Here is a 12,275-nt window from a genome sequence, read left to right as displayed (position 1 = left end):
GAACGATCAGGCTTAACAATCGGTTAGTCCATCTGTGCCAAAACACGATCAATCGAATGACACGGATTGCACATGACCGACGCAACGGCAGACGCGGCAGAAGAGGTCAAGAAACCCTCGAAGATGCCATTGATACTTGGCCTTGTCGCCGCATTGGTGGGCGGTGGGGGCGGATTCTATGCGACCTTCTCCGGCATGATCCTGGGCTCCGAATCGCCCGAGGCCGTGGTCGAGGACATGTCTGGCCCATTGCCCGACGTCGCCTTTGTCCCCGTGGACCCCATTATTGTGTCGCTAGGATCACCTGCCGCGGGGCGTCATCTGCAGTTTCGCGCCCAGCTAGAAGTGCCGACGCGCCATGCCGAAGACGTGCAGGTTTTGCTGCCGCGGGTCGTGGATGTCCTGAACGGGTATCTGCGCGCGCTCGAGCCCCGCGACGTCGAAAGTGCTTCGGCGCTGACCCGATTGCGCGCGCAGATGTTGCGCCGCGTGCAGATCGTCGCGGGCGCGGATCGCGTTCGGGATCTGCTGATCATGGAATTTGTTGTGAACTGAAGGTGAAACATGGACTTGATCGCTGACATTTTGCTGGCCGCGGGCGCCTTGGGGGCGGGGTTCTATTGCTTTGTCTTGGGGCGCCGACTGAAGAAATTCAACAATCTGGAAAAGGGTGTGGGCGGCGCCGTTGCCGTGCTGTCCGCGCAGGTTGATGATCTGACCAAGACGTTGGAGGCCGCGCAGACGACCGCCGCAACCTCGGCAGAAACGCTCAGCGACCTGACCGTGAGAGCCGAAGAGATGTCGCGAAAGCTGGAGCTTCAGATGGCGTCGCTGCATGATATTCCAACACCCAGCCAGCCCCCTGCCGCCGCTCCGGCAGAAGAACCGGCTCCGGCGCAACCGATGTTCATGCGCCGCGCCGTAGGAGCTTCCTGATGGCCAAACCGAAAAAACGTCGGCGTATGGCTGGGCGGGGGTCCGTCCTTTTGATCGCGGGTCTGTTTATCGGGTCAGCGGGCTTGCGCATTTCCATGGGCGCAAATGCCGCTTGGGCCGAGAATGACTTTGCCCGTGAAATGCTGGCGCCGGTCGTGCAGCAGGTCACCAACACGCCTGAGTCCGGAACGCGCGCCGAGATGGCTGGTTTGTTAACCGCGCTGCAAGACCGCGAAGCCGCCGTCGCAGAGCAGGAAGCGCAATTGGAGATGCGGGCCAAATCGCTGGATGTTGCGCAACAGGAGATTGAGCGCCGCATCCAAGCGCTGGAAGCCGCCGAGCAACGGTTGAGCGCGACATTGGCGTTGGCTGACAGCGCTGCCGAAGATGATCTTGCCCGGTTGACGACCGTCTACGAGAATATGAAACCCAAGCAGGCAGCGGCATTGTTTCAGGCTATGGAGCCAGAATTTGCAGCCGGGTTCCTCGCCAGAATGAAGCCCGATTCGGCAGCCAGTATCATGGCCGGACTTGAGCCACAGAACGCCTATTCCATCAGCGCGATTCTGGCCGGTCGTAACGCAAGTGCCCCCAAAAACTGACCTCAGCACAGGGGTTTTTTAACGCCTGTCTGACACAGTCCGACCAAGCGCACTAATGCAGGTTCAAAGCTCATGGTCGGTATAATCGGTATCGTCACAATCTTTGTGATGGTTTTTGGCGGCTACTTGGCGGCTGGCGGCAAGATGGGGATTATCCTCAAGGCGTTGCCGTTTGAAATGACAATGATCCTTGGCGCGGCAATCGGGGCCTTTCTGATCAGCAACTCGATGGCCGAGGTCAAACACACGATCAAGGATCTGGGTAAGGTCTTCAAGGGGCCGAAATGGGCGCAGCAGGATTATCAGGATCTGCTCTGCCTGCTGTTCGAATTGATTCGTCTGGCGCGTCAGAACCCCGTGGCCATCGAAGAGCACATCGAAGATCCCGAAGCCTCGTCCATTTTTTCCCGCTATCCAAAGATTGTGGCTGACAAAGAAGCGACAGCGCTGATTTGCGACACCATGCGGTCTGCGTCGATGAACTACGACGATCCGCATCAGGTCGAAGAGGTGCTGGAAAAGCGGATGGATGCGAATATGCATCACGCGATGCACTCAAGCCATGCGTTGCAAACCGTTGCCGATGGCCTGCCCGCGCTTGGTATTGTTGCCGCTGTTCTGGGCGTGATCAAAACAATGGCGTCCATCGACCAGCCGCCAGAGGTTTTGGGCAAGCTGATCGGCGGCGCGCTGGTCGGCACCTTCCTTGGCGTTTTTCTGGCATATGGCCTTGTCGGACCGTTTGCCGGAAAGGTGAAAGCCGTCGTGGAAGAAGACGCTCATTTCTATCAGCTTATTCGCGAGGTTCTGGTCGCCAATCTGCACAACCACTCGACCAATATTTGTATTGAGGTCGGACGCCAGAACACGCCATCACACTTCCGCCCAAGCTTTTCGGAACTGGAAGAGGCAATCAAATCGGTCAAACAGAACGCGGCATGATGGCGATGTGGCGTTTGGCACTCATTTCCGTTTTCGCGTGTTTCGCAACAGTCGGAAACGCGCAGGAAATCACTGTGCGCTCCGGTGCGCATGATGGATTTGCGCGTCTTGTCATGCGCATACCGGACGGGCGTGACTGGTCGCTTGATACTGTGGAAGGCGGTGTGCGGATTGAACTGAACGGCCATCGTTCCGGTTTCGATACGAGCCAGGTTTTCACGCTCATCGACCGGCAGTACATTGATGATGTAACAAGCACCGCCACCAGCCTCGATATCGATTTTGCCTGTGACTGCATCGCGTCGACATTTGTCGAGCGTGGCGACTTTTTGGTGGTTGATGTGTCGAACAGGCCGGAAAGCACACCGCCGGTCCCTGCCACCGCGCTGCCGGAAGTAAGCTGGCCCACAAGTGATAGAAGGCTTGCGTTTTCGGACGTGCCAACGCTGGATATCAAGCCAGAACCGGAACCCGTGGTGCCGGCGCGCCCTGCCCCACCTCGCCAGATTGTGGTTCCCGACGTGATCGGCAGCCTGACCGCACTTCCCGCGCCGGAGGGTCGCCCGGACACCGGATCAGCCAATCAACTGGCACAAGCACAGCAAAAACTTGCACGACGCGTTGCAATTGCAGCAACACGGGGCATCCTTGATCCGTCACAGCGTCAGGTTGATCTGCCGATTGGCGGGACCCGGCCCCAAATCAATACGGAAATCTTTGATTCGTCCGTACCAGACACAGAGACGAAAGTTCAGTCATCGCAGATCAACAGCCTGAATCTGAGGATTTCGAGCAGTTCGGACGTGCCAGCGCAAGTCGCTGCCAGCGGATTACAAACCACGTCGCTGGGTGTGAGATGCCTGGCGCCTGAAAAGGTTTCAGTCGAATTGTGGGGCAGTGACACCGCACCAGCCGAGCAAATCGCCAAGTATCGCGCATCGCTGTTCAGTGAATTTGACCGGCTGGACGAAGAGGTCGCTGTGGATTTGGCTAGGCTTTACTTATTTTATGGCTTCGGGGCAGAGGCGCGGCAGGTTTTGTCCATCGCACCAAGCCTTGCAGCGCGCCATCCTGAATTGACCGAGATTGCCGATATTATGGAGTACGGACACGCGCGTGACGGCAACTACTTGCGGCATTTTGCGGATTGCGAAAACAACGCCGCCCTGTGGGGGATTTTGGCGCAAGCCGAATTGGATCCTTCGCAGCCCATCAATGCAGATGCAGCCTTGCGCGCTGCGACGGCGCTGCCGATCCATTTGCGCCGGTTTGTAGCGGCAAAACTGAGCCGTCGTTTGCTGGGATATGGCGATGAGGCACGCGCAGAGACCGCTTTGCGTATCGTTGACCGAATCCCCGAGGCGCCAACGGCGCAGACCAATCTTGCACGCGCCGAGCTTCAGATGGCGATGGGCGAAACGGAAATCGCGCAACAGACCCTTTCCGACGTGGTGTCGTCCAACGAACAGCAATCTGCGGAAGCACTGATACAATTTGTCGATTCGCATCTTGAAGAGGACACGTTGATCGACCAAAGCGTCGCGACGCTGGTCGAGGCATATGCAATTGAAATGCGCGGCGATCCCCTTGGGGTCGAATTGAAGCGAACGCACGTGCTTGCGCTGGCAAAATCGGGCCAGTTTGACGAGGCGTTCAAAGCATTGGGCCGCATGAGATTGCGAGACAATGGCGAAACCGAACGCGCCTTGCGCGTGTTGTTGCTCGGTATTGTGACCCGAACGGCACCGGATGTGGTTTTCCTCGAACGCGCGTTTGAACAGTCCCGTAGAGGCCAAGATCGGATTGATCCGGCAGTGGGTTTTGCGATGGCGGAACGCTCAGCGGCACTTGGCTTTCCGCAATTGGCTGAACTGCTGCTTACCAGCGCGCAGGACTTGCCTGTTTCGTCACGCTCCAAAGAGTTGCGGGCGCGGATTGCTCTTGATCTGGGACGGCCCTTTGAGGCGGAAGCGCAGTTATTCAGTGTGGAGTCCGAGACCGCAGACAGGCTTCGGGCACGCGCCAAGACTATGGCGCAGAACTATGCCGGAGCCATGAGCATTTTCGATCGTCTCGGAGAAGAGGATAAGAGTGTGCGCGCAGCGTGGCTCGCCGAGGATTGGTCGCGGCTTGATGATACCGAAGATACCACCTTTGCTCCTGTTGCAAATGTTATCAAAACTCCGATGGAGGCTTCGGATGATCTGGACGGTATGATGGGGCGCATGTCGGATGCAGTTTCCGAAAGCCAGCAGGCGCGCGCCGTAATCCAATCACTATTGGACGGCGCGAACCCGTCGCAATCGTCATCCGACCCGTAGAATTATCGATCTTGGTTACCAATCGTAAACGGGCGCAGGGCTAACGTTCCGCCAGTCACAGAAAGTGATTGGGAGCCACGATGTATTGGATCAGTTTCAGGCGTGTGCATCGCCTAGGAGTACTGTTGTGGATGTGCGCAACCGTATTTTTAGCGGGCGGTGCGAACGGTCAATCGGCTGTAGCGAATGATCAGCTGTGCAAGAGCGCGGCGCACGTTGCGGCCAAAAAAACGGGCGTGCCGACGGCAGTCCTGTTAAAAATCCTCCACCCCGCCGCAGATCACGACGTTCACGCTGGTTGGCCATGGTCAGTCACCATGGCGGGCGAGGCGACAATCCAATTTGCCACAAACGACGCCGCACTCGCTTATGTTTATGCACGGTTCCTGCGCGGTGCGCGGCAGTTTTCCGTCGGGTGCTTTGGCATTCGTTATGAAAAACAGTCCGACACGTTTTTGACGATCGACGCCATGTTCGACCCCACGCAAAATGCGGCTCATGCGGCATCGCTCTTGCAAAGGCTGCACAAAATCAGCGGCACGTGGGACGCGGCGCTGGCGGCCTTTCAGTCTCGTACATTCAGCGTTGCAAGCACAGGCGAACCTCAGCGCGGAAAATCGCACTTGCCCGCCAAGCCAATTGCAATGGCAAGCATGGTCCACCGGGGCCATGAATCATGAGCCAGGCAAAGTTCAACTTTAGCGCCCGCGCGCTGTTCAGCCCGACGGTTCTGCTCGCCATCGCACTTATGGCGATCATCGTCATGATGATCCTGCCGATGCCCGCCTGGGTTCTGGACATCGGTCTGGCCACCTCTTTTGCGCTGGCCATTCTCATCTTTACGATCACGCTCTTCATTGAACGCCCGCTCGACTTTTCGGCATTTCCGACGATCCTGCTGGCGTCACTCATGCTGCGTCTGTCCCTGAACGTTTCCTCGACAAAGCTGATCATCGGTCAGGGCCACACCGGCACCGGCGCTGCTGGCGATGTGATCGAGGGCTTTGCCCAATTCATCATGGGCGGCAGCGTGTTTCTTGGTCTTGTCGTGTTTTGCGTCCTGCTGATCGTGAATTTCATGGTGATCACCAAAGGCGCGACCCGCATGGCCGAAGTGGGCGCGCGGTTTGCACTGGACGGGATGCCGGGCAAGCAACTTGCCATCGACAGCGACATGTCCGCAGGGGCCATCGATCATCAGGAAGCCAAGGCGCGTCGTGAGCTGGAACAGGCAGAGACGACGTTTTTCGGTTCACTTGATGGCGCATCGAAATTCGTAAAAGGCGATGCGGTCGCAGGCCTGCTGATCACTCTGCTCAACCTTGTCGCCGGTTTGGTCATGGGCGTCGTGGTGCATGGTATGGCGTTGGGTGACGCGTTTGAGACCTACGCCATCCTCACCGTTGGTGACGGGCTTGTGTCGCAGATTCCGGCAGTGATTATTTCCATCGCATCTGCCCTGTTGCTGGCGCGTGGCGGGGCCAAGGGGGCAACGGATCTGGCCGTGTTCAGCCAGCTTGGCAAGCACCCTGCGGCCCTGTCCACGGTTGCGGTTCTGATGGGGATGCTCGCCCTTGTTCCGGGTCTGCCGTTTTTGCCATTCATGCTCGGTGGCATCGCATTGGCTGTTGCGTCATTCCTGATTCAACGGCAGCTCAAACAAAATGCCCAAACGCCCGACGCCGAAGTGGACACCGTGCCGCAACCGGCCGAAAAATCGCTTGGTGACGTGCTGGAACTGGACGACATCCACGTGGAGTTCGCGCCGGACCTCGTCAATATGGTGCTTGATCCGGGAACCGGGCTTGATGCGCGCATTGCCAATATGCGCACCCATGTCGCCTCTGTGTTTGGTTTGATTTTGCCGGAAATTCGCCTCACCGATCATCCCGGTCTGAATGCTGGCGAGTACATCCTGCGCATTCAGGGCGTCGAGCAGGGCAGAGGCATGTTGCGGCCGAAGGAAGTGCTGGCGCTCACCCCTGAGAACGGCGGCGGATTGCCTGCCGGGGTCGACACCACTGAACCCGTTTATGGCGCGCCGGCGCGCTGGATCGATGAGAAGTCCCAAGACGGCGTTGCTGTCGCAGGCATCACGGTTGTCACCCCAACCGAGATTTTGGCGACACACCTGCTTGAGGTCATCAAAAAGAATTTCAGCCGCCTTCTAAGCCTCAAGGCATTGCGTCGATTGCTCAATGAGATGACCAACATCTCGGATCCGGCCCGTGCCGAGGCAAATCGCAAGCTGCTGGATGAACTTGTGCCGGACAAGGTTCCGATCGACATCCTGCACGCTGTGCTGCGTCTGCTGCTGGACGAACAGGTGTCGATCCGGAACCTGCCACTGATCCTAGAGGCAACTGCGGAGGCCCGCGCCCACAACGCACAACCCGAGGCGATTTGCGAACATGTGCGGCAACGTCTGGGCTTTCAACTGGTGGCTGAGATCAAGCGGCAGGATGGGTCCGTCCCGTTGGTGCAATTGGCACCAGAATGGGAGGACGTTTTTGCCAGCTATCACGTCGAGGCAGATCGCGGTCTGGACGTGGCGTTGCCGCCCGATATGTTCAACCGCCTCGCCGCCAATGTGTCGGAACGGCTGAAGGATGCCAGTGCCCAAGGCGTGTATCCCGCCGTCGTCACCAGCAGCAGGCGCCGCCGCTTTATCAAGACGTTGATGCGTGCCAAGGGAATGACAAACCCGGTGCTATCATTCGAAGAAATCGGGATCGACGCGCAGCCCGCCCTCGTGGGTGTTGTCGCCGCATGACGGCGGCGGCCGACATTGTGGCTCTGCTCGAGGACTCGTTGTGGCTCGGCTTTCTGGTGTTTTTGCGGGTGGCAGCAACGGTGTCGCTGTTGCCTGCATTTGGCGAACAATCCGTGCCAATGCGAATCCGGCTGATGCTTGGCCTTGCGTTTACCGTGATCGTCGCGCCCGCGATTGACTTTGCCTTGCCAGAGGTCACGGTCGGCACGCTTGCGCTCTTTGCGCTGACCGAAACAGTGTCCGGCCTGCTGATTGGTCTGGGTTTGCGCCTCTTTATCCTTGCGCTCCAAACGGCGGGGGCAATTGCCGCCCAGTCCACGTCCCTGTCACAAATTATGGGCGGCGCGGCAATCGAACCGCTTCCGGCCATGGGTTACATCCTCACGGTTGGCGCGTTGGCTCTGGCCGCATTGAGCGGACTGCACATCAAAGCGGCGCAATTGATGATCCTGTCCTACGACATTCTGCCCGTGGGACTGTTTGCGGGCGGAACCGATGTCGCGCAATGGGGCATTGCACAGATCAGCCGCGCGTTCTCGCTCGCCTTTGTTCTGGCCGCACCTTTTGTGTTGATGTCGGTGATCTATAACCTGACCTTGGGGGTCATCAACAAGGCGATGCCACAGCTTATGGTTGCCTTTGTCGGTGCGCCGGTGATCACCTTGGGGGGGCTGTTCATCCTGTTTCTGGCTGCGCCGAGCATGTTGGCGGTTTGGCTGGGTGCGCTGGACCAGTTCATGCTTGCCCCGTTTGAGATCACGCCATGAGCGAACAAGGCGACGAACAGGACAAGTCGTTCGAACCAACGCCGCACAAGCTGCAAGAGGCGCGGCGCAAAGGCGAGGTTGCCAAATCCGTCGATTTGCAGACAGCCGCAGGTTATGCCGGTCTGACCCTCGCGCTCATCGCGCTGGGTGCGCAATCCTTTATCTCGTTGGGCAGTCATCTAGCGGGACTTCTGGCGCAATCAGAACAAATCGCGGAGGCCGTGTTTGACGGCGGTCCAGTGGCGGCGTTGAGCGGTTGGACCTGGATGGTCAGCCTTGATCTGATCCCGATTTTTGCCTTGCCCGCCTTGACCGTGCTGCTGGCGATCCTTGCGCAACGGGCCTTTGTGGTGACGCCCTCCAAGCTTCAGCCAAAGCTGTCGCGCATCTCACTGATCCAGAATGCCAAGCAGAAATTCGGACGCAACGGGTTCTTTGAATTCGCCAAGAGCTTTGTCAAACTGTCGATCTATTCCTTGTGCCTTGCGCTGTTCCTGATCGCGCGCCTGCCGGATATGGTGGCCGTTATCCAGTCCGAACCAAGCGCGGTGGTCTTGTTGCTGGCCGAGCTCTGTGTGGGCTTTTTGTCGGTTGTGATCCTCATTTCGCTGATCATTGGCGGCATCGACGCGGTCTGGCAACATCAGGAACACATTCGTAAAAACCGCATGTCCCGCAAGGAAATCATGGATGAAGCCAAGAACACCGAAGGTGATCCGCATCTAAAACAAGAGCGCCGTGCGCGTGCGCAGGCCATAGCATCGCAACAGATGATCGCCGAAGTGCCAAACGCGGATGTGGTGATCGTGAACCCGACGCATTACGCGGTTGCCCTGAAATGGACACGCGCCCACGGTACGGCACCCGAATGTGTTGCCAAAGGCGTCGATGCCGTGGCGCTCCGTATCCGTGAAGTGGCGATGGAGGCGGGTGTGCCCATCCACCATGACGCACCCACCGCCCGCGCGCTGCACGCGGTCACCGAAATCGGAGACGAAGTCGCGCCTGAGCATTACGCCGCCGTGGCGGCGGCCATCCGCTTTGCCGACAACATGCGTGCACGTATGCGGAGGGCAATTTGACGATGGATATGGACGCGCTGCGCGCACTCACGGAACTCAAGTACCAAAAAAGCCTTACTGGTTTGGCGGAAATACTGGCTCAGGAAGCAAAGCTGCGAAACGAGATCAAACGCCTACGCGACCACGCAGCCGAAGCACAATCGCTACCGGTTACGGCGCATTCCATGCGAAACATTGGCGCTGATGTGATCTGGCTGCGATGGGTGGCCAAGGCGACACGCACTCTGAACATAGAACTCGCCCAAGTGCTTGCCCGCAAAGAAGCGCTGCTGGCCAATCAACGGCGCGCGCTTGGACGGAAAACGGTGGCTGACACTCTGGCTGACGAAGCGCACCGTTCAGCCCGTGCCGATCAGGATGCAAGGGTTCTCAACACGTCAATAGAGGTCGATCTGATGCGACGGTTGCGCAATCAATAGTCCTGGCGAGCAATCTCGACGATCAGAACATCCGTGACTTGGTCACCCATGTCTTTCTGGGCCACTTCGCGCAAGGCACCGCGTAGCACCGCGAGATTGTTGGCGTTGGTGAACGCGCCATCGAACCCGCCAATATTGGCGTGGTCGAACATCACCTGTAGGAAGCTGTCCCGAAGTTTCGGCTCTTTGGAATAAATCGCATCCTTTTGCCCGGCCGGAACCTCAACGCTCAGCGACAGGACGACAAGCGCCTGGACCTGATCCTCCTTGATGACGGGCACGACAAACTGGTTGCTCATCTTGAAGTATTCGCGATCCGACGGGCCTTCGACTTCTGTCTCCTTGGTCTCGACTTTTGCCGTCTCGTCGCCATCGGTTGCGACTAGAGGCGCAGGCTCGGGGCGCAGGAACATGCCCGCGCCGACACCGGCACCAGCGCCGACAAATAACAGGATCAGTGGAAGGAGTTTCTTGATCATGAGACCATCCTAAAACGGCAGCACAGCGTCGAGCACCTGCTGACCCAACCGCGGTTGTTGCACGTCGGAAATCTGTCCGCGGCCCCCATAAGACACGCGCGCTGACGCGATCTTGTCATAGGTGATTTCGTTCTGACGCGAGATATCTTCGGGGCGCACATAGCCCGACACCAACAACTCTCGCAATTCGTAATTCACCCGCAATTCCTGCGAGCCGGAAATCGACAATACCCCGTTGGGCAACACATCCAGAATCGTCGCGGCCACGCGCAACGTCAGCTTTTCGTTGCGTTTGACGGACCCATCGCCGCTGGAATTGCTGCGAGAATTGATCGCGACCAGTTCGGCGCTCGACGCCCCCTCGGGCAGGTTTTCGTCGAGGCGTTGCGGAAGACCGCCAAGTTGCGGGATACCCAGCGTTTCCGAGCCCGAGCGAGACCGCTCTGTTTCGTTGGAAATCTCTGCGCTTTCGTCGATCTCGATGACGACGGTCAGGATGTCGCCGCGCTGAACGGCCCGCCTGTCGCCCAACAACGACCCCCGTTGCCCCGACCACAAAGATGCCTGATCCAGAGGCACCTCTTCTTCGATGGTCCGGGGGAGCGTCGCAGACACCATTGCGGAATGTTCTTGTGACGCGAGCGGGTTGGAAAAGGAGGGAGCCTTGCCCAGATGATCTGCACGTCCGCAAGCTGTGAGAGCCAAACCACAAGTTCCAACCAAGAAGAGGCGGCAAAATGACATCTTTTTCATTGTGTTACCTTTATTGTTCCGTCTGCCTGAACAAGTCCGAACAGGGTTGCCCGCGATTGCAGGTTCATGATGCGGATCCGGTCCCCGACCCCGCCACGTTCCATTGCGCGGCCTTCGGTCGTGATGCTGAGGCCGGACGTGCGAAAACTGAGCGGGACGATCTGATTGCGGTTCACGATGGCGGGCGGACCAATGGCGTCAAACGCAATGGGACGTCCGGCATAAAGCGCCACGCGCGCTTCTTGACCGGCAACGTCTGTGATGCGGTCGAACGCGCCGTCATGCGCGCCGTCGCGGATCGTCAAATCCTGCACGGTGATCAACGTGCCTGGGCGCAATGTGCGCGTCGGCGTGACCACATCGGCCGCAACCATCTGCGCGCCAAGAAGGAATGCAAGAACCCAACGTATCATCTGACTTGCGCCATCGCCCCCATCATCTGATCCGCCGCAGAGATCACCTTGGAATTCATCTCGTATCCGCGCTGAGCGGCGATCAGGTCCGTGATTTCGCGCACCGCGTCCACGGAGCTGTCTTCGAGAAAGCCTTGGCGGAGGGTGGCAAGACCATCCTCGCCCGGTGTCGACAACAGCGGTGGCCCCGACGCCTCGGTCTCGGAAAAGAGATTGCTGCCCAGCGCCTCAAGACCCTTGGCATTGGCGAAACCGGCAATGTCGAATTGTCCGATCAACTGCGCCTCGGTCGTTTCGGCAAAATAGACGTACACCTCACCATCGGCATTGATTGACACACTGCGCGCGTCATTGGGGATCACAATCTCCGGCGAGACGGGATAGCCGTCCGACGTGACAATCACCCCCTCAGCCGTACGTTTGAGAGCACCATCGCGGGTGTAAGCGGTCTGGCCAGAGGGTAACGTCACCTCTAGAAACCCGTTGCCATCAAGCGCCACGTCGAGATCGCCGCCGGTCGCAGACAGCGACCCTTGGGCGAGGTTCACCGAAACGGCGGATGGACGCACGCCCAAGCCCAACTGCACCCCGGTCGGCAACACGGTCCCGTCGGATGCGTTGATCGAACCGGGTCGTGTCATCTGCTGGTAGTGCAGATCGGCGAATTCGGCACGCCGGGCGTTGTAGCCCGTGGTGCTCATGTTCGCGAGGTTGTTCGAGATCGTCTCGACCCGCATTTGCTGGGCCAACATCCCTGTGGCTGCAATTTTCAGAGCGCGCATAAGTCT

General features: G+C 58.5%; 14 protein-coding genes. 10 read left to right on the top strand and 4 right to left on the bottom strand.

Going from position 1 to position 12,275, the window contains the following annotated elements; translation table 11 throughout:
• Positions 1–72 precede the first annotated feature (72 nt).
• The 10 genes from Q1A85_RS02840 to Q1A85_RS02795 all read left to right on the top strand — a co-directional run bounded on the left by Q1A85_RS02840 (position 73) and on the right by Q1A85_RS02795 (position 9,842).
• A complete protein-coding gene (locus tag Q1A85_RS02840) occupies positions 73–555 on the top strand; it encodes a flagellar basal body-associated FliL family protein (protein WP_299684856.1) in 483 nt (160 codons plus the stop codon).
• A 9-nt stretch (positions 556–564) separates the two neighbouring features.
• Positions 565–936, top strand: coding sequence for a hypothetical protein (locus Q1A85_RS02835; protein WP_299684854.1), 372 nt, complete (start codon positions 565–567; stop codon positions 934–936).
• A complete protein-coding gene (locus Q1A85_RS02830) occupies positions 936–1,538 on the top strand; it encodes a hypothetical protein (protein ID WP_299684852.1) in 603 nt (200 codons plus the stop codon). Before Q1A85_RS02835 ends, Q1A85_RS02830 begins: the two co-directional genes overlap by 1 nt.
• A 72-nt stretch (positions 1,539–1,610) precedes the next feature.
• Positions 1,611–2,480 (top strand): flagellar motor stator protein MotA, encoded by an 870-nt coding sequence (motA, locus tag Q1A85_RS02825; protein ID WP_299684849.1) that lies wholly within the window; start codon positions 1,611–1,613, stop codon positions 2,478–2,480.
• Complete coding sequence (locus Q1A85_RS02820) at positions 2,477–4,801, top strand: hypothetical protein (protein ID WP_299684847.1); 2,325 nt, start codon at positions 2,477–2,479, stop codon at positions 4,799–4,801. The genes motA and Q1A85_RS02820 overlap by 4 nt, the downstream gene beginning before the upstream one ends.
• 80 nt (positions 4,802–4,881) lie before the next feature.
• On the top strand, positions 4,882–5,481 hold the full coding sequence (locus Q1A85_RS02815) for a hypothetical protein (RefSeq protein ID WP_299684845.1): 600 nt from the start codon (positions 4,882–4,884) through the stop codon (positions 5,479–5,481).
• Positions 5,478–7,574 (top strand): flagellar biosynthesis protein FlhA, encoded by a 2,097-nt coding sequence (flhA, locus tag Q1A85_RS02810; RefSeq protein ID WP_299684843.1) that lies wholly within the window; start codon positions 5,478–5,480, stop codon positions 7,572–7,574. The genes Q1A85_RS02815 and flhA overlap by 4 nt, the downstream gene beginning before the upstream one ends.
• The gene (locus tag Q1A85_RS02805; protein ID WP_299684841.1) at positions 7,571–8,341 is read left to right on the top strand and encodes a flagellar biosynthetic protein FliR; all 771 of its coding nucleotides are present in this window, start codon (positions 7,571–7,573) and stop codon (positions 8,339–8,341) included. The genes flhA and Q1A85_RS02805 overlap by 4 nt, the downstream gene beginning before the upstream one ends.
• Entirely contained in the window at positions 8,338–9,423 is a 1,086-nt protein-coding gene (locus Q1A85_RS02800) for a flagellar type III secretion system protein FlhB (RefSeq protein ID WP_299684839.1), read from the top strand. Before Q1A85_RS02805 ends, Q1A85_RS02800 begins: the two co-directional genes overlap by 4 nt.
• An 8-nt stretch (positions 9,424–9,431) precedes the next feature.
• Complete coding sequence (locus Q1A85_RS02795; protein WP_299684837.1) at positions 9,432–9,842, top strand: hypothetical protein; 411 nt, start codon at positions 9,432–9,434, stop codon at positions 9,840–9,842.
• Here the strand turns inward: Q1A85_RS02795 and Q1A85_RS02790 are convergent.
• The 4 genes from Q1A85_RS02790 to flgG are packed head-to-tail and all read right to left on the bottom strand — an operon-like array spanning position 9,836 to position 12,269.
• Entirely contained in the window at positions 9,836–10,321 is a 486-nt protein-coding gene (locus Q1A85_RS02790; protein WP_299684835.1) for a flagellar basal body-associated FliL family protein, read from the bottom strand. The genes Q1A85_RS02795 and Q1A85_RS02790 overlap by 7 nt on opposite strands.
• 9 nt (positions 10,322–10,330) lie before the next feature.
• A complete protein-coding gene (gene flgH / locus Q1A85_RS02785) occupies positions 10,331–11,074 on the bottom strand; it encodes a flagellar basal body L-ring protein FlgH (protein WP_299684833.1) in 744 nt (247 codons plus the stop codon).
• Positions 11,071–11,487 (bottom strand): flagellar basal body P-ring formation chaperone FlgA, encoded by a 417-nt coding sequence (gene flgA, locus Q1A85_RS02780; protein WP_299684831.1) that lies wholly within the window; start codon positions 11,485–11,487, stop codon positions 11,071–11,073. Before flgA ends, flgH begins: the two co-directional genes overlap by 4 nt.
• Complete coding sequence (gene flgG, locus Q1A85_RS02775) at positions 11,484–12,269, bottom strand: flagellar basal-body rod protein FlgG (protein ID WP_299684829.1); 786 nt, start codon at positions 12,267–12,269, stop codon at positions 11,484–11,486. Before flgG ends, flgA begins: the two co-directional genes overlap by 4 nt.
• Positions 12,270–12,275: the final 6 nt, after the last annotated feature.

The sequence above is a fragment of the uncultured Tateyamaria sp. genome, assembly GCF_947503385.1.
In the GTDB taxonomy this organism is placed as follows: Bacteria; Pseudomonadota; Alphaproteobacteria; order Rhodobacterales; family Rhodobacteraceae; genus Tateyamaria.
The sequence above is the reverse complement of the archived record's forward strand: the minus strand, read 5'-3'. Positions and strand labels throughout refer to the sequence as shown.